This is a genomic window from Wenyingzhuangia gilva (assembly GCF_030519655.1).
Lineage (GTDB): Bacteria > Bacteroidota > Bacteroidia > Flavobacteriales > Flavobacteriaceae > Wenyingzhuangia > Wenyingzhuangia gilva.
In genome coordinates this window covers 271803-291438 of record NZ_JAUMIT010000004.1, presented here as the reverse complement: position 1 = coordinate 291438, position 19636 = coordinate 271803, and the positions used below count along the sequence as shown (strand labels likewise).

The 19636-nt window shown below is 30.2% G+C and carries 14 protein-coding genes; 9 read left to right on the top strand and 5 right to left on the bottom strand.

Features of this window, described 5'->3' with window-relative positions; translation table 11 throughout:
* The first annotated feature begins 244 nt into the window (after window positions 1-244).
* The 4 genes from QVZ41_RS10030 to QVZ41_RS10015 are packed head-to-tail and all read left to right on the top strand — an operon-like array spanning window position 245 to window position 3248.
* Window positions 245-1150 (top strand): helix-turn-helix transcriptional regulator, encoded by a 906-nt coding sequence (locus tag QVZ41_RS10030; RefSeq protein ID WP_302884439.1) that lies wholly within the window; start codon window positions 245-247, stop codon window positions 1148-1150.
* The gene (locus tag QVZ41_RS10025) at window positions 1150-1671 is read left to right on the top strand and encodes a TrmH family RNA methyltransferase (protein ID WP_302884438.1); all 522 of its coding nucleotides are present in this window, start codon (window positions 1150-1152) and stop codon (window positions 1669-1671) included. Before QVZ41_RS10030 ends, QVZ41_RS10025 begins: the two co-directional genes overlap by 1 nt.
* Window positions 1671-2687, top strand: coding sequence for a ferrochelatase (hemH, locus tag QVZ41_RS10020; protein WP_302884437.1), 1017 nt, complete (start codon window positions 1671-1673; stop codon window positions 2685-2687). The genes QVZ41_RS10025 and hemH overlap by 1 nt, the downstream gene beginning before the upstream one ends.
* 6 nt (window positions 2688-2693) lie before the next feature.
* Window positions 2694-3248 (top strand): CopD family protein, encoded by a 555-nt coding sequence (locus QVZ41_RS10015; protein WP_302884436.1) that lies wholly within the window; start codon window positions 2694-2696, stop codon window positions 3246-3248.
* 34 nt (window positions 3249-3282) lie between these two features.
* Here QVZ41_RS10015 and QVZ41_RS10010 read toward each other — a convergent pair whose 3' ends face one another.
* Complete coding sequence (locus tag QVZ41_RS10010; protein ID WP_302884435.1) at window positions 3283-4416, bottom strand: glycosyltransferase family 2 protein; 1134 nt, start codon at window positions 4414-4416, stop codon at window positions 3283-3285.
* Window positions 4417-4965: 549 nt separating this feature from the next.
* Between QVZ41_RS10010 and QVZ41_RS10005 the strand changes: the two genes are divergently transcribed.
* From QVZ41_RS10005 to QVZ41_RS09985, 5 genes are all read left to right on the top strand, one after another.
* The gene (locus tag QVZ41_RS10005; RefSeq protein WP_302884490.1) at window positions 4966-6006 is read left to right on the top strand and encodes a GntR family transcriptional regulator; all 1041 of its coding nucleotides are present in this window, start codon (window positions 4966-4968) and stop codon (window positions 6004-6006) included.
* Between the two features lie 147 nt (window positions 6007-6153).
* A complete protein-coding gene (locus tag QVZ41_RS10000) occupies window positions 6154-8259 on the top strand; it encodes a bifunctional aldolase/short-chain dehydrogenase (protein WP_302884434.1) in 2106 nt (701 codons plus the stop codon).
* 75 nt (window positions 8260-8334) lie between these two features.
* The gene (locus QVZ41_RS09995; protein WP_302884433.1) at window positions 8335-9615 is read left to right on the top strand and encodes a sugar isomerase; all 1281 of its coding nucleotides are present in this window, start codon (window positions 8335-8337) and stop codon (window positions 9613-9615) included.
* A gap of 9 nt (window positions 9616-9624) precedes the next feature.
* On the top strand, window positions 9625-11001 hold the full coding sequence (locus tag QVZ41_RS09990; protein WP_302884432.1) for an FGGY-family carbohydrate kinase: 1377 nt from the start codon (window positions 9625-9627) through the stop codon (window positions 10999-11001).
* A gap of 29 nt (window positions 11002-11030) precedes the next feature.
* Window positions 11031-12449 (top strand): purine-cytosine permease family protein, encoded by a 1419-nt coding sequence (locus QVZ41_RS09985; protein ID WP_302884431.1) that lies wholly within the window; start codon window positions 11031-11033, stop codon window positions 12447-12449.
* Window positions 12450-12524: 75 nt separating this feature from the next.
* Here the strand turns inward: QVZ41_RS09985 and QVZ41_RS09980 are convergent, their stop codons facing one another.
* From QVZ41_RS09980 to QVZ41_RS09965, 4 genes are all read right to left on the bottom strand, one after another.
* Complete coding sequence (locus QVZ41_RS09980; protein ID WP_302884430.1) at window positions 12525-13586, bottom strand: substrate-binding domain-containing protein; 1062 nt, start codon at window positions 13584-13586, stop codon at window positions 12525-12527.
* Between the two features lie 112 nt (window positions 13587-13698).
* Entirely contained in the window at window positions 13699-15093 is a 1395-nt protein-coding gene (gene uxaC, locus QVZ41_RS09975) for a glucuronate isomerase (protein ID WP_302884429.1), read from the bottom strand.
* Between the two features lie 157 nt (window positions 15094-15250).
* Window positions 15251-16291 (bottom strand): GntR family transcriptional regulator, encoded by a 1041-nt coding sequence (locus QVZ41_RS09970; RefSeq protein WP_302884428.1) that lies wholly within the window; start codon window positions 16289-16291, stop codon window positions 15251-15253.
* Window positions 16292-16488: 197 nt separating this feature from the next.
* Complete coding sequence (locus QVZ41_RS09965; RefSeq protein ID WP_302884427.1) at window positions 16489-19434, bottom strand: LamG-like jellyroll fold domain-containing protein; 2946 nt, start codon at window positions 19432-19434, stop codon at window positions 16489-16491.
* Between the last annotated feature and the right edge of the window lie 202 nt (window positions 19435-19636).

The following is a 19636-nucleotide window of genomic DNA, read 5'->3' as shown; positions in this document are numbered from 1 at the left end:
AAAGTACCACCATTATTTTTTTAAAAACATCGACAAAAGAACTATAAACAACTCCATAAGGTAAACACAGTAATTTAAAACATCTCTAAATAACCCAAAAACCTAGAACTTATATTGATCTTATGATAAAAATCATGTAATTATGCTTTAAGCAAAACTCTATTAAAAAAACATATTTCTAGATGGAATTAAGAGTAATTAACTTAATTTTGTAGCAATTAAAACAAAAAATAGCGTTAAAAAAATGATTCATTTTGACCCTAACAAATACAAAAACATCGATAAAAGTACTGCTACTTTTTTGAATGAATCTCAAGACTTTAGCATTCTTCAAATCACTAATTACGAAACTGATATTCAGTATTATAAACACAGTGATGACAAGAACTACATTTATGTTTTTTTTAATTTAAATGACCCTTGCAAAGTTGCTTTTAACATGGAGCATTGTGCCGTAAATTTAGAAAAAGACACTTCGTGCATGGTTTATTTTAAAGAAACCAAAATGAATTTACTTTTTGAATTACCCACAAATAGTAATTTGATTTTATTACTAATTCCTGTTCAATATTTTCATTCTCTTTTTACAGAAGAAAACAATTATCTATTTAATTATGATAATTTTATTATTGGGAAACCTATTATAGAAAAAAAAGAAACCAACACTGCCTTACAAGTAGTATTACATCAACTGGTTACAAAACCAAAAAGCACACCTTTACACACATTGTTTATTAAAGGAAAAGTATATGAATTACTTAGTCTTTATTTTAGTAATGCTGATGAAAATACAGATGAGAAATGTCCTTTTATGGCTAATGAAGACACTATTAATCAATTAAGACAAGTAAAAAATATTATTATTGATCAAATGGCTGACCCTCCATCTTTAGAGGAACTTTCTAAAACAGTTGGATTGAACATCAAAAAACTTAAACAAGGATTTAAAGAAGTTTATGGTGCTCCTGTTTTTACTTTTTTATTAAACTATAAACTAGAGTTTTCTAAAAAGTTATTAATCGAAAATCATTTGAATGTAAATGAAATTGGTAATAAAATTGGCTATAGTAATTCCAGTCATTTTATTGCTGCATTTAAACGTAAGTTTGGTATTACTCCTAAACAATTTACCAAACAAATTAATGCTTAATGGAACAATTAAATCACAACAAAACGGTAAACAATCAAATTGACTTCCCTTTAATTGTTATTGGTGAAGAATTAAGAACACCACAAAATGTGGGCATGGGTTTAAGAGTATCTGAAGCTTTTGGGGTAAAAACGTTTTACTTAAATATCAATTCTCCAAACACAGAAAACAGACTAGTACAACGAACCGCTAGAAATACCGATAAAAATATTGATATTATTAGTTACAATGATATCATCTCGTTGATATCCACTTTAAAAAATGAAGGTTATACTCTTATTGCTTTAGAAATTACAGACAAGAGTAAAAACATACAACAATACAATTTTACAACCCATCAAAAAATAGCTTTGTTAATTGGCTCCGAAAGATTTGGAATTGACCAAGAAGCACTAAATCTTTGTGATGAAAGTATTCATATTCCTATGTACGGAAAAAACTCTTCTATGAATGTGATTAATAGTCTTAGTGTGAGTTTGTACGAAATCACAAAACAACTAACAAATAATAGTAATTTATAATGAAAGGAATATTACTTGTAAACTTAGGTTCTCCTAATAGCACATCAGTAAAAGATGTAAGAAATTATTTAGATGAATTTTTAATGGATGAACGTGTAATTGATGTTCCTTATTTAACAAGATGCTTGTTGGTAAAAGGAATTATTTTAAACACCAGACCCAAACAATCTGCCAAAGCATATAGCAAGGTATGGACAGATGAAGGGTCTCCATTAATTGTGATTTCAGAAAAATTTATCAACAAAGTAAAAAAACATGTAAAAGCCCCTGTTGCTTTGGCCATGCGATACGGAAAACCTTCTATTGAAACTGGAATTACGGAATTGGTAAACAAAGGAGTTACAGATATTTTATTAGCACCTTTGTATCCTCAATTCGCCATGGCAACTACAGAAACTATTGTGGTTTTGGCTGAAAGAATTATTAGAGATCAATTCCCAAACATCAAACTAAGTTCTTTACCAGCTTTTTATAACAAACAAGATTATATTGATGTATTGTCTAAAAGCATTCATGAAACTTTAGAAAAAGACGAATATGATCACTTGTTGTTTTCATATCACGGGGTTCCAGAAAGACATATTAAAAACTCTGACGTTACCGGAAATCATTGTTCATTAAACGGAGAATGTTGTAACACAAAATCTGAAGCTCATGAATTTTGCTATAGACATCAATGCTATGCCACTACTCAGGGAGTTGTAAAAAAACTAAATTTAAAACCTGGTTTTTACAGCACTTCTTTTCAATCTAGATTAGGAAAAGACCCATGGCTACAGCCATATACTGATTTAACCATTAATGATAGAGCTCAGAATGGAATAAAAAAACTAGCGGTAGTCACCCCTGCTTTTGTTGCCGATTGTTTAGAAACTATTGAAGAAATTGGAATGGAAGCCAAACATGAGTTTGAGGAAAACACAGGAGAAAAATTCACCACAATTCCTTGTTTAAACGATAGAGATGATTGGGTAGCCGTAGTGAGTAATTGGTTAAATGAATGGCTAAATAAATAAAATACTATGGAATATTTATACGTAAAATCTCTGCATATTATTTTTGTAGTTACCTGGTTTGCTGGTTTATTCTACATGGTTCGCCTTTTTATTTACCATACAGAAGCCGAAGAAAAAGAAGAACCTGCCAGAGCTATTTTACAAAAGCAATACAAATTAATGGAAAAGCGTTTGTGGTATATTATTACCTGGCCATCAGCCATTTTAGCAAGTTTATTTGCGTTTTATTTATTGTATTTAATGCCTCATTATTTGGAACAACCTTGGATGTGGGTAAAACTATCTTTTGTTTTAGCTCTTTATTTATATCAATACATTTGTCATAGAATTTTTGAACAATTACAAAACAATGTTTGTAAATACAGTACCATGCAATTACGATTATGGAACGAAGTGGCAACCGTTATTTTATTTGCAGTAGTATTCTTAGTAGTATTAAAAAATGCTATTGGTTGGATATGGGGAGTAATAGGAATCTTACTATTTTCCATAACATTAATGATGATGGTAAAACTTTACAAAAAATTAAGAACCAAAAAAGACTGGGAAAAACAACTATAACAAAAAAGGCATCAAATAATTTTGATGCCTTTTTTTAATTTAAAAAGATTACTTCTCCCCTACCATCCATAGAATTACTACCTATTAAAAAGTTAGTATTCTTTGGTAAAATTTTAAATAAAACCTTGCTAAATCTATGAGTTCCTATTTGATTGATGATTTCCTGATAAGTTAACCCCCCTTCTTCAAACCATATTTCTTCAATATCATACTCTCTGATATACTCTTCTAGTTTTATCAATTCTTCCACAGGAATTTGGAGAATTTTTTTTTGTAATTGTAAATTAGAAGTAACATCCCTATTCCCTACAAAAAGAATTCTACTAGTATCATTTGCAATTATAGGTGCATTGCTAAGTTGAAAATACTTTATTAAAAATAAAATCTTAATTCCTGTTTTCATTAAAAAATGATCAAAACCAGTGAACTTAAAATGTTTTTCATAAAAAATATTCATTGCTCCATAAAAATGCCTTAAGTATTTTACATCTTTACGAGTACTCTCTCCTTTATAATGAATCACTACAGATTTTCCATAATAATAATTAGTATAACCTGCTTTCGTTAATTTGTAACTTAAATCTATGTCTTCACCATACATAAAATAATCTTCATCAAAACCTTTCACCTCCAAATAACGTTGTCTTTTCATCAACATAAAAGCCCCAACCAAAACTTCAATTTTACCAATTCCATCTTTAGTTAAGTAGGTAGAATAATACCCACTATGATTAGAACCTATCATTCTCTCCAAAGACGTTTTTGGTCTTGGTAAACCTCTTTTACTTTCTGGTAAAAACTCACCCGTTCCATCTACCAACCTAACTCCTAAAGCTCCTAAATCGCTCTGATGGTCGGCAAAAGATAAAATTTCATCAAAAAGATTTTCTCCTATTACTGTATCTGGGTTTAAAATTAATACATAATCTCCTTTTGCAATAGCAACTCCTTGATTATTGGCTTTAGAAAAACCTACATTTTCAGTGTTTTCTATTAAAATAACTTCAGGAAAAAGTTCCTTAATCATTTCACAACTAGTATCTTTAGAAACATTATCGACCACTATAATTTCCCCTTCAACATTTTGAAGCGCTTTTTTAACACTATATAAGCATAACTCCAAAAAATAACGGACATTATAATTTACAATAACAACAGATACTTTCATTAATTCTAATTAGACGTTTAAATCTCTTACTAACTATCGAAGATAAAAAATATATTCACTTAATCTTATATGTCTTTATATAATTAGATGACATCAAAAAGCCTTTCAATTTCTTGAAAGGCTCTTATGTAAAAAAAATACTTAATCACTATACTAAACTAAAAAATATAGACAAATTTACACCTCCATATACTCAAATGATATCATTATAAATCGAATATCTGGATGAACAGGAAATAATTATGTTGTGTACCTAAACATTCATAACATCATCATTTATTTTGTAAAAGTATTTATTCAATTACCATAAACTATCCTGTTGTGACCCGACATTAGAAATAAAACAAATTGTACTTACTTGTTTTGACCTTATTTATATTTTGTTTTAAAGTATAATTTAACTTAATTTGTGTTATGGAATAAGCAATAATTTAGTATCAATTTTAATAATATAACAACTATTAAATCGTATTTATTTTTGTTTAATCAAATAATCAACATTTCTTTACTTCCTGTTACTTTTAACCAAACACAACCATTACAATGGGGATGACCAAATTTATTACCATTGATGAAAATTCAAGGGTACCAAAATATCAACAAATAGTAGACTCTATTATTCACAACATATCTGTAGGAAACTTTGTTATTGATCAAAAGATTCCTTCTATTAATATGTTTAGTGAGGAGTTTTATTTATCTAGAGATACTGTAGAAAAAGCTTATAGTATTTTAAAGCAACGTAACATTATATCTTCTATTAGAGGTAAAGGTTATTATATTACAAGAACCAAGTTAATTTCTAAGGTTAATATTTTATTTCTTGTTAATAAACTAAGTACTTATAAAACTAGAATTTACGACTCTTTTATCAATACAATTGGAGCAAATTCTCATGTTGACATCCACGTATATCACTGCGATGAATCTGTATTTTTAAGTTTGTTAAACAAATACAAATCTAGCTATGATTATTATGTAATTATGCCACACTTTAAAACTGATAACTTAAGACATATTAGTTTTACTGATGAAGTATATAATGCTATTCAAAAAATCCCTAAAGAAAAACTAGTTGTATTAGACAATACAAAGCTTGGAGCTGATGGTGATATTATTGAAGTTTATCAAGATTTTGAAAATGATATTTATGAAGCTTTAAACACAGGAATTAATAAAATAGCTAAATACGAACACATTATATTGGTATACCCTTCTAAATCTGTATACCCATATCCTAGAAGAATTTTACATGGATTCAGAAAATTTTGTATAGAAAACAAACTTGAATTTGAAATTCTTGACGAAGTTTACGATGATATCGTTTTAAAAAGAGGAGATTTATTTGTTACCATTGAAGAATCTGACCTAGTTAAACTAATCAAACAAATAAGAGAGGATGAATATGTTTTAGGAAAAGAAATTGGGGTTATTTCCTATAATGATACTCCTTTAAAAGAACTTCTTGGCATTACGGTAATGTCTACAGATTTTAAAATTATGGGAGAAACTGCCGCTAAAATGATTATGAACAAGGAAAAGGGAAAAGTAAAAATTCCGTTTAACTTTATTGACAGAAAATCAATCTAAAAAAAATCAAAAAACCAATTTAATATATATTAAATTGGTTTTTTTTTAAAATAATTTTAATTCCAACAGTACAGTACAGGATAGAAACCCTGTGCTCTTATTATACTTTTGGATTTATTACATAATATAATTACATCAAAATTAACAATGGGAAATCAGACTAAAAACTTCAAATACGTTGACTATCTGTGGGACAATGAAAAAGCAGATGCTTTAGGAGATGATCAAGTATCATTATTCTTATACCGTTCTAATATCTTAGGAGCAGATTTAAGAATTACCAATTACGGTGGTGGGAACACTAGTTGTAAAACAATTGAAACAGATCCTTTAACAAATGAAGAAGTTGAGGTTATGTGGGTAAAAGGTTCTGGAGGAGACATCGGAACTTTAGACAGAGCAGGAATTGCTGGTCTATACACTAAAAGATTAAGAGATTTAAAAAATGTATACGGTGGAATGGCTGATGAAGATCGTATGGTTGGTTTATTTGACCACTGTATTTACGATTTAGATAGTAAAGCTCCATCTATTGATACACCTTTACATGGTTTATTACCATTTGCTCATATAGATCATTTACACCCTGATGCTTTAATTGCAGTTGCTGCAGCTAAAGACAGTGAAAAAGTAACCAAAGAAATTTGGGGAGACACCATGGGATGGGTGCCTTGGCAACGTCCTGGATTTGATTTAGGTTTACAGTTAGAAAAATGTTTAGCTGACAATCCTGGAATTAGAGGAATCGTTTTAGGTTCACATGGTTTATTTACTTGGGGAGATACTTCTTATGAGTGTTACATGAACAGTTTAGAAGTAATTGAAATGGCTTCTGAATACATCGAGAAAAAAATAGCAGAAAAAGGAAGTGTTTTTGGAGGGCAAAAAATTGAAAGCTTACCTAAAGAAGAGCGTTTAGAAAAAGCAGCTCAAATCATGCCTTTATTAAGAGGTCTATGTTCTTCAGAAAACAGAATGATTGGTCACTTCTCTGATTCCGACGTAGTCATGGAATATATCAATAGTAATGATTTAGAAAGATTGGCTCCTATGGGAACTTCTTGTCCAGATCACTTCTTAAGAACTAAAATTCAGCCTTTAGTTTTAACATTAGACAAAAACGAAGATTTATCTGATACTGAAGCTGTTTTAAAGAAATTAGAACCAGCATTTGAAGCTTATAGAGCTGAATATGCTGAGTACTACAATACTTGTAAAAAAGACAATAGCCCTGCTATTCGTGATGCTAACCCAGTAATTATTATTTACCCAGGGGTAGGTATGTTTAGTTTTGCAAAAAACAAACAAACTACACGTGTAGCTAACGAATTTTACGTAAACGCAATTAACGTAATGCGTGGTGCTGAAGCAATTACTGAGTACACCTCTTTACCAAGACAAGAAGCTTTTGATATTGAGTACTGGTTATTAGAAGAAGCTAAATTACAACGTATGCCAAAAGAACAACCATTATCTCGTAAAGTTGCATTGGTAACTGGTGCAGGTGGTGGAATTGGTAAAGCTATTGCTGATAAATTAGCTGCTGAAGGAGCTAATGTTGTTTTAACTGATATTAACGAACAAAGTTTAATTGAAGCTAATGCTACATACAAAAGAGACGTTTCTACTTACGCTATTTGTGATGTAACAAATACTGATTCAATTGCTTCAGCATACAAAAAAGCTTGTGTTGAATTTGGGGGTGTTGATATTGTTGTTCACAGCGCTGGATTGGCAATTTCTAAAGCTTTAGAAGATACAACTGATAAAGATTGGAATATTTTACAAAGTATTTTAGTAAAAGGTCAGTTTGACTTAGCGAAACAATTCTCTGCAATTACTCGTAAACAAGGATTAGGAGGAGATTATATTTCTATTGCAAGTAAAAACGGATTGGTTGCAGGACCAAACAATGTTGCATACGGAACAGCTAAAGCTGCTCAACAACACATGGTGCGTTTATTAGCTGCTGAATTGGCTAAAGACAAAGTACGTGTTAATACAGTAAACCCTGACGGAGTTATTGTAGGTAGTAAAATTTGGGAAGGTGCTTGGGCCGAAGGTAGAGCAAAAGCTAACGGAATTACTGTTGAAGAATTACCAGCATTTTACGCAAAAAGAAATTTATTGAATGAAATTATTACCCCTGCAGATATTGCAAACGGAGTTTTTACTTTCGTAGGAATTTTAGACAAGTCTACAGGAAACATCATCAATGTTGATGGTGGTATGGCTAACGCTTTCGTAAGATAATTACAATATTTACTTTCTAAAACTCCCATAGAGGTCACACCATTATGGGAGTTTTTTTTCCAAAATAATAAAAAAATGAAAATACAAGATCAACATATTCAAGATGCCAATAAAAATCTTCTTGAAAATCATAATGATAACTTTGATTTTTTAGCAAATCAATTGACTAAAAATGGTCATGATGTAAACACTATATTATCAAAATTAGCAGAATTTCAAGTAGCAATCCCTAGCTGGGCTTTAGGTGCTGGAGGAACTCGTTTTGGACGTTTTGGTTTTTATGGAGAACCTACTACACTTGAACAAAAAATAGAAGATGTTGGAATTTTACACGCATTAACGCAAACTGCTGGAGCAGTGTCTTTACACATTCCATGGGATGTACCACAAGATTATAATACTGTTAAAGAATTAGCTTCTTCATTAGATATTAAATTTGATGCTGTAAACTCTAACACGTTTCAAGATCAAAAAGATGCTAAGGAATCATACAAATATGGTTCTTTAAGTAATACAAGTCAAGCTGTTCGTGAACAAGCAATTCAGCACAACATTGATGTGATCAAAATTGGAGAAAAATTAGGTTCTAAAGCTTTAACAGTTTGGTTGGCTGATGGTTCTTGTTTCCCAGGTCAAAATAACTTCCAAACAGCTTTTCAAAATACTCAAGATAGTTTAAAAACAATTTACAAAGACATTCCTGAAGATTGGAAAATGTTAATTGAGTACAAGCCTTACGAACCAAACTTTTACAGCACAGTTATCCAAGATTGGGGAGCTTCTTTAATGTTAGCTAACGAATGTGGAGAAAAAGCTTATACTTTAGTTGATTTAGGTCACCATTTACCAAATAGCAATATAGAACAAATTGTTTCTATTTTAAGTTTAAAAGGTAAATTAGGAGGTTTCCACTTTAACGATAGTAAATACGGAGATGACGATTTAACTGTTGGTAGTATCAAACCTTATGCTTTATTCTTAATTTTTAACGAATTGGTTTATGGTATGGCTAACAATCCTCAAAATCCAGATCTAGCTTGGATGATTGATGCAAGTCACAATATCAAAGATCCTTTAGAAGATTTAATTCAATCTTTAGAAGCCATTCAAGAAGCATTTGCAAAAGCATTATTAGTTGATCAAGCTGCCTTAAAAGCTGCTCAATTAGATAATGATGTCGTTAAATGTCAAGAAATTTTACAAGGAGCTTATAGAACAGACGTTCGTCCTTTAATTGAAAAAGCTAGAGTTAACAGAGGTGGTGCTATTAGTCCAATAAAAGCATATCGTGAGTTAGATTTAAGAAATTATTTAATTAAAGAAAGAGGTAGAAATACAGTAGCAACTGGTCTATAATCTATTTACATGAAACAAAAAGTAACTGCAGTCTTCGACATTGGAAAAACGAATAAAAAATTCTTTCTTTTTGACAAAAAGTACAAAGAGGTTTATAGAGAATATGCTCGTTTTGATGAAATAACTGACGAAGACGGTTATCCTACAGAAAACTTACCTGAATTACAAAAATGGTTGAAAGAGTTATTTCATCGTATTTTGGATTCGGAAGAGTACAATGTAAAAGCAATCAATTTTTCAACCTACGGAGCTAGTTTTGTTCATTTAGATGAAAACGGAGAGTTATTAACTCCCCTATACAACTACACCAAGCCTATGGATGAAGCATTGATTGCTTCATTTTACGAAAAATATGGTCCTGAAGAAGAATTTACAAGAAAAACAGGTTCTCCAAATTCAGGAATGTTAAATTCTGGTATGCAATTATATTGGATCAAACATACCAAACCCGAAATCTATAAAAAGATTAAATTTTCGTTACACTTGCCTCAATACATGAGCTATATATTTACAGGTATTGCTTTAAGTGAGTACACAAGCATTGGGTGTCATACAGGTTTATGGGATTACGAAAAGAAAGATTATCACGAGTGGGTTTATAAGGAAGGAATTAACTTAAAATTACCACAAATAGTATCTACAGAAACTAGTATTAATATGAATTACAATGGTAAGCGTATTAAAATTGGTGTGGGTATTCACGATAGCTCTTCTGCCCTATTACCTTACGTAAGAAGTTCTAAGAAAAAATTTGTGTTGATTTCTACAGGAACTTGGAGTGTTTCATTAAATCCATTTACTCAAACAAATTTAACCAAAGATGAAATTCTAAGCGGTTGTTTAAATTATATGAGAATTAATGGTAAAGCTGTAAAATCTGCACGTTTGTTATTAGGAAGTGAATATAAATCTCAAGCTCATAAGCTAACAGAAATATATAATGTTCCTCAAGAAAATCATAAAACTGTAGCTTTTAACTATGATATTTACACAAAACTAATGGAAGATTTTTCTTACTGTTATAAGTGGAATGTGATAGAAGATAAAAATGCTCCAGAAGAAACAATTCTTAAGCACAAAACTTTTGAAGAAGCTTATCATCAATTAATGATTGAATTGGTGTTGATTCAAGTAGAAAACATCAAAATAGCAACAGGTGAAGATCCTGAAATCAAACGATTATTTGTTGATGGTGGATTTAGCGATAATGATATTTTTATCAAATTGCTATCACATCACTTTAGAGGAATGAAGTTGAGATCTACCAATTCATCATTGGGATCGGCTTTAGGAGCTGCCATTGCTATTTCAGATTCAAAATTAAATTCAAAGTTTTTAAAAACTAATTATTCACTAAAAAAACACGTACCATTTATTATTACGTAATTTTTTAAAATAAAATTCAAACTATTACTATGAGTCAAACTAATATCAACGAGATAAACGAAATTGAAGAAATTGCTGGGGGGGAATTCGAAAGAGAGCCCGTTCCTCAATCCAAGTTAAAAGGATGGAAAAGTTTTATAGGAATGTATGCTGGAGAACACGCTGCAGGTACAGAATTTATGATTGGACCACTTTTTTTAACGGCTGGTGTAAGTGCTTTTGATTTAATTGTTGGATTGCTTTTAGGAAATATTTTAGCGGTTTTATGTTGGCGATTTTTAACGGCTGAAATTGCGATTAAAAATAGATTGACTTTATATTTTCAATTAGAAAAAATATGTGGTAAAAAATTAGTAACTGGATACAACCTTGCAAACGGAATTCTGTTTTGTTTTTTAGCTGGATCTATGATTACCGTATCTGCAACAGCAGTAGGAATTCCATTTAATATGGAAATGCCTAAACTTACAGATACCATGCCTAATGGAATGACATGGATTATTATTGTAATAGCTATTGGTGCGGTTATTTCCATGATTGCTGCAAAAGGGTATGATACTGTAACAAAAGCCGCTAACTGGATGTCTCCAATTATTGTATTAGCATTTGTTGCTTGTGGTGTGGTTGCAATCAATCAATTAGGGGTAAGTAATTTATCTGAATTTTGGGATATTTGGGGAAATGGAGCAGAGCCGTTTCCTGGTCAAATAAAATTTACCTTTTGGCATGTAGTTATTTGGTCATGGTTTGCTAACGGTGCTATGCATATTGGTATGTCTGACTTATCGGTATTCCGTTTTGCTAAAGAAGCTAAAGCGGGTTGGGCAACTGCTGCGGGTATGTATGTAGGTCATTACATGGCATGGATTGCCGCTGCATTATTATACGCAGTATATGTTCAGTCTCCAGAAGCTCAAGCATTTTTAAGTAATGGTGAAGCTCCTCCTGTAGCTCCAGGTCCTTTGGCATACAATGCTATTGGAATTCTTGGAATTATAGCGGTAGTATTAGCAGGTTGGACAACTGCAAACCCAACTATTTATAGAGCTGGTTTAGCTTTTCAAGCTATTATGCCAAAATTATCAACTGCTAAAGTCACTATTTTAGCTGGATCTATTGCTACCATTGCTGGTTTATTTCCTGCCTTTGCTATGAAACTTTTAGGTTTTGTTGCTTTGTACGGATTTATATTGGCTCCATTTGGTGCTGTAATTGCATTTGAACACTTTTTCCATGAGAAATGGGGGATTACTAAAAACTATGCTGAAGTTGCTGGAATTAAGTACAACAAAGCAGTATTATTTGCATGGGCTATTAGCTTTGGATTGTTTTATTTTATTTCTATAAAATTTGATATTTTCTTATCTTTTGTAACGCTTCCTTCTTGGTTATTATGTGGAGTTTTATTTATGGTATTTAGTAAATACTTTCAGAAGAAAAAAAAATAAAAATATTTTAAGTTTAAAACTAAAAAAGGGATTTCATAATTAATTTTGAAATCCCTTTTGCATTTGTGATTGATCTTATAATATTTCATTCGAATCTTGTAGATTTTCCTTGACAATAATTTCAATAGGAATATCTATATTTAGAGAAACTGTATCGTCCTGAGTAATTTTTTGAAAAATTTTCATCAATGATTGATATCCTTGTAATTCTGGTTTTTGATTGATTAGATATTGAATACTTTCATTTTTTAACTCCTCAATATTTTTTTGGTTTAAATCAAATCCAATAATTTGAACATTTTTATAAGTCTTCTCTTTTAAAAATTTGGCAAAAATATAAGATCTAGAGTTGGTAACAAAGACTCCTTTTATCATTTCTACATTCATTAATTTTTGTAACTCTAGATTATGTTCTAAGTTTTCATCAATCGTATGAACAATAGAATGAATTTTAATTTCTTTATTTTTTGATTGTAGAAAATTTTTAAATCCTAATTCACGCTCTTTTTGATTTCCTTGAAATTCCGATTTATCAACTAAAGTTAGTGCAATATATACACCATTATTACCAATATTGTTATACAACAATCTAGCAGCTACCTCACCGGCTTTAATAGAGTTTTGACAAACAAAATTAGCTTTGGTAACTGCATTGTTTTTGCTATCTATAAAAATCAAAGGTTTATCATTTTTATTAGAAAAATCTACGAGTCTTTTTGAAATTTCTTCAAATAAACTAACCGTAATAATTCCATCATAATGATGATTTATAATTTTATTGACAATAGTATTATAACGAAATTTATCATCAGAACTAAAATCCATAAAATCAACTTCAACTCCAAAATCACTCAACTCACTTAAAGCTTTTTTAATTCCATTTTTAGGAAGATTCCAATAGCTAACACCGCTAATTGCATGGGGCAAAACCACCGCTATATTAACCTTTTTTCCTGCTGATAATTTTAACCGACTTGCAATATTATTTTTTACATAGCCCGTTTGTTTAATTACCTCTAAAATCCTTTGTTTTGTTTTAGGAGCAACTCCTGTTCTATTATTAATAACTCTGTCTACAGTACCTATTGATGTATTTGAAAGCTTGGCTATTTCTTTTATTCCTACAGGTTTTTCCATCTTAAATTATTAAGATTAATCTTTTTGCAAAGAAGCAAAATTTATAAATAAAAAAAGGCTTGCTAAATATACTTAATAGCAAGCCTTTATGTTTATCATTAAGATATATTTCTTAAAAGTTTAAATATCCTTTAACGTTGTTGTAACATATATCTTGAACTATTTTTGTTAACCATGGCATGTCATTTGGTAACTCTCCACTTTGAATTTTTTCTCCAAAGTAGTTACATAATAATCTTCTAAAGTATTCGTGTCTTGGATAAGATAAGAAACTTCTTGAGTCTGTTAACATTCCAATAAAACAAGAAACTAATCCCAAGCTAGACAAAGCATCAAAATGATCTTCAATTCCTTTCTTTTGGTCTAAGAACCACCAAGAGGCACCGTATTGAATTTTACCTTTCATGGTTCCTTCGTTAAAGTTTCCAATCATAGAAGCAAAAACGTAGTTATCTGCAGGGTTTAAGTTATAAATAATGGTTTTCCCTAATTTATCTTCTTTATTTAAACGATTTAAGAATTTAGACAAACTTTGTGCTTGAGGAAAATCTCCAATAGAATCCCAACCTGTATCAGGTCCTAAAATACTTAATTTTCTTGAGTTGTTATTTCTTAAAGCTCCTAAATGTAATTGTTGAACCCAACCTTTTTCATGATATTTTTCGAACAAAATAACCAAAATAGCAGATTTGTATTCTTCAATCTCTTGAGCTGTTAAAGTTTTACCGTCTTTTCTTTTCTTAAAAGTTGCATCAACTGATTTTAAATCAAAATCTGCAGCACAAACATTTTCTAGACCATGATCTGAAATTCTACATCCTTTTTCGTCAAAAAAGTCTACTCTTTTTCCAATAAAATCAATTAAATCATAAACAGAACTGATGTCTTTTTTATAAATTTCTTCTGATTTCTCCATGTAATCAATAAAGCCTTCACTTTCTATGTTCATAAACCCATCTGGTCTAAAAGAAGCAGTTACTTTAAAAGAATTCCCTTGTGCTTTTATAGCGTCGTGGTAGCCCATATCGTACAAAGGATCATCAGTAGTACAAATGTGTTCAACATTCATCTTCTTTATTAATCCTTGAGTACTGAATTCTGGCAAGCGTAATTTAGCAGAAGTTTGTTCGTAAATACTTGCGTGATTTTTTTCTGTAAGCAACTCATCAATATCAAAGTAACGTTTCATTTCTAAATGAGTCCAGTGATAAAGAGGGTTTAACACAGCATAAGGAACAGTAGAAGCCCATTTTTTAAACTTTTCTTCATCTGGAGTATTTCCAGTAATGTATTTTTCGTCAACACCTAAAGTTCTCATAGCTCTCCATTTGTAGTGGTCTCCTTTTAACCAAGCTTGAGAAATGTTTTGAAAAGAGGTATTGTTTGCTATTTCATCTGGAGGTAAATGACAGTGATAATCTATAATTGGTAAATCTTTTACTGCATTGTATAACTCAACTGCTTTATCATTTTGAAGCAAAAAATGATCATTAATGAAGTTCTTCATTTTATATATTATTTATTTCGAAATTACTAATCGTTAACGTTAACAAATGTATTTCATTTTATCCATAATTCAAATAAATATGCAAAGGAATTGTCTATTCCTCTATAATGTGAAAGAATGAAACAAAAAAGCGCTCAATATGTATTGAGCGCTTTTTTTAAATTGATTTTCTATCAATAAACCTAAATGGGTTTTTAATTTTTCCGTTTTCACCATTAGTAAGCATATTAGCGGCAGTTTTTCCCATTTTTTTAAAATCTGTAGAAATAACTGCTATTCCTAATAATCTTTTTAACGGCGTTTCATTGTAAGATAAAACACCAATTTCTTTACCTAGTTTTAATTTATTATCGTTAATAACATCAATTACATTTACCAAATCATCATCATCAATAACAAACTGTAACTCTCCTTTTTGTAAATTTAAATGATCTATACTTAAAACTTCATAATCCATATTGTGCTCCAAACAGAACTTTTTGCAACCTCTTGATATTTTATGTTGATATGAAAATTGCTCACTTTCTGGAATTCTTACAATCATTTTTTCGTGATTAATAATTTTATCCTTTCCTTGTAATAAAGCATTGTATACATCATTTTCAAAATCTTGATAAATTTCAATAATATCTCCATCGACAGACAAATCATTATTATCTAAAACGACCAATTGATTTCTTGGTATTTTTTTTATTATTTCCAGAGCTTCATTAGAAAAAGAGTACTCTTTAGCGTAATTACTTTTAAAATGAGGCATGATTACATAATAATCATAATGACCTATATTCTTTTCTAATAATTTTAAAAAATGTGATTCATCACAATGATATATTTCAATATCTATATTAAATTCATCACCTAGTTCATCAACAAACGAATTATAAACTTTTGATTTATAATCATTCATTTTATTCATTAAGTACAAAACATTTTTCTTTAAAGATATTTCTGTACTATTAACATAGGTTGTTTTTCCTTTATTAGCCGCAATTATATTTTTTCTTTTTAAAACTTTGTATGCTTTTTCTACTGTATCTCTAGAAACTTTATACTCTTTACTAAATACATTAATAGATGGTAATGTTTGATTCTTTTTTATATTTCCTTTAGAAATATTATCAATAAAACAATCAACTATCTGTTGATACTTAAACTTATTGGGATCTGTATCAAATCTTAAATCTTTTAACATATTCATCTTTTAGCAATTTTTTAATTTTGTAGTAATTTTAAAAAAAACAATCAATTATTAGACCAAACAACACATAAAAAAACCAACTAGTAGGTTTTTTTTTAACAACCACTGCAAATTAATTGAATTTTTACTATTAAAACTTTCAAAATTGATCATTGGTCAATTCTTCATAAGTAAAATCAACTGAGTTTTATAAAATCTTATTCTATAATTACTTTTAAAGTATTATTTAAATCATCTCCAATAATATGTAGAACATAGATTCCTGATTTTATTTTATTAGATCTTTGCATGATAAATTGATGCTGACTTTTTGCTATCAATTCTTGTTTAAACACAACCTTTCCTGCAATATCTTTTAAAATTGCTGTAACTCTATTTTTGTTATATAAAGGTATATTTATATTTATTTGCTCTTTTGCTGGATTAGGATATATTTTTACTTTGCTACTATTCTTAATTATGTTTTTATTACTTAACAATACATTTTGATATAACTCTAAAACTTCGGTTTCATTTAAAGCGTAATTAAATATTTTTAGTTCATCAATCATTCCTTTATAAGGTGCAGAACCTGTACCAACCAATAATTCGTACTCTCCAATGTTTCCAAGTATTAAATCACTTACTTCCGCAATTCCAGTTACTCCCGTTTCATCTATTTCATTTGAAAAAACACCATTTATATATAATTTTAATTTATGATTTATGACATCTCTCATCACTACAATATTCTCCCAATCTCCTGTAAAAAAAGGAGTTGCACTAGTGGATAACTCTTTCTTAACAACATTGTCATCTATGGCAAAACGAAACTGACTGTCTTTAAATTCAATATTATATCTTTTTCCTGTAGCCCCGGTAGTTTCATTGGCTTTAAAAGAACCTTTACATAATAAATAAGCACTATTAGACCCTGTAGGCATTAACTCAAATGCAGCTTTTACCCAAATAGAAATAGTGAAAGAACTATTATTTAAAAATATTTGATCTTTATTTGGAATGTTTACCATATAAGTATCATTGGGCGAGGTAGAAAAATCTAAAGCATTTCCAGCTTTTCCTGTAACTCTAACATCTGTATTATCATAATTAACATCTAAAACACCAACATTGTTATAGCTTGTTTTATCATCTAAATCTCCACCATCAAAAACAGCTTCATTAAAAGGCCAATATCCGACCATTTCTTCTTGAATATTAGCAATTGTTTTAAAATTCCAAACATCTCCTTCTGTTGTTCCTTTATCATTTGTAGCATCTATCCTCCAATAGTAATTTACGTTAGAGGATAAATTTATTACTTCGTATAGTGGATTACCGCTATAAGTAACATCTGATAGTTTAGTAAGATTATTTTCTTCTGTTCCAAAATAAATAGCAAAAGTTGATGTATTATCACTTCCTGTCCATTTTAAAGTTGCTTTTCCATCAGATAGTTCAACGTAATCATAACCCATGCTAGGAGAAACAATAGCTGTTTTAGAAGGTGCTGTTGGTATTTGCGGAGTGGTTACCGATGATACATTGCTATATACAGAAGACCCTGAACTATTTGTTGCTTTTACTCTATAATAATATTTAGTATTGGGTACTAAAGCAACCTCATTATAACTAGTAATATTAGCATTTAAAGTCGCAATAACTGTAAAATCTGTACCATTGGTAGAACGCTCTAAAATATAAGACTCTTCATTATCAGCATTATCACTCCATTGAACCGTTAAGGTACTATTAGGAGGCGTTTCTGTAGATGTCTGATTAGAAAAACTAATGCTTGATGGTGGTGTGATAAAATCTGGTGGCGTTGTATTTACCAATCCATTAATATAAACCTCAATGTTTAAATACGGTGCATTTGAACTACTTACAGCCAAAGCATCACTATTGTCATTTTTGTTTAATCCGTTTGCATCTTCCCAATCATCTGGCATTCCATCATTATCCGAATCTAAAGGAGCTGGAGCTGCGTATACATGTCCAACCCCACCGTTTATAAAAGGTAAATCGGTTTCTCTATACACATAAAAAGCCTTTAGTCCTTTAGACTTTAAATCATCAATCATCAAACTATCTACCTGATCTCTTTTTGGATAGGATGCTCCCACATTTAAAACTACCTGATTAAAAGTTTGTTCTGCTGTTAATGTTGGGTTTTTCATTGGATAATCATAAGGAGTGTTTAAGATAGTAGACGAATCACCTGTAGGATAACCATCTGTATCGGCTGAAACTAAAGATCCATTTAAAGTTCCATCTCTATCATTGTCAAAATAATTTCCTGATCCGTATAAATAAAAATTAGAGTTTCCTCTACTAAAAGGTGTTGTTCTAGTAGTACTGGTATTAGGTCCTCCTATAAAATAATTATTAATGATATTTACATTGGAAACACCATCAGAATCTCCCCCCATAATATATGCTTCACCAGATTCAGTATGTCCATAAGTATTTCCATAATTTCCCCAATTGTAAACTACATTGTTTACAAATTCGTTGATTCCTTTTACTTTTGGGTTACGAGTTTTATTTCCTGTATATAAGTTTCCTATAAGACTTATTTTACCTCCTGAAGGCTGAATTAAACCTCCTGCTGAGTGATTATGACGATGTAATCCTTGACCGATGATAGAGTTTTGAACAGTAATATTGTCTGGACTTGTTCCTTTTCCATCCCAGTTGATTGAGAAAACTTCATCGGTTCCCCATGAAAATGTCATATGGTCAAAAATCATATTCTCTCCATTAGACAAACCAGAGGCGTCTTGATTTTTTGCTGCTCCACCAAAACGAATTCTAATATAACGAGCAATGGTATTACTAGCTCCTGTAAAAGTGACTCTTGGTCCATATAACACAATTCCTTCTCCAGTAGCTGTTTGCCCTGCAATAGTTGTGTTTTTTGCTACTACAATTTGAGATTGTAAGTTGATGATTCCTCCTACTCTGAAAATAACAAACCTACCAGGCTGACTTACAGCGTCTCTAAAAGAACCTGCCCCACTGTCATTTAAATTGGTTACCAAATAAATTTCTGGATTCGCATATCCTCTTGCTCCAGTAGTATATTTACCAAAACCTGTTGCTTCTGGAAACGCTAACGTTTGTGCTTTTAAATTTCCAAATGAAATAAAAAGTACAAACATGATATAAAGTTTAAATATTTGCTTGAGCAGTACCATTTTCTGATTCATAAAAAGTTAATTTTTAGTTTTAATTATAATCACAAATTAAGTTTCATTTATCTTTTTACATCAAGAATATCGTACTTATAAAGCAAGAAAATTGTACTATTAACAATAAAAACTATTTAATTCTATCTATTATATATAAAAAAATGATAATAAA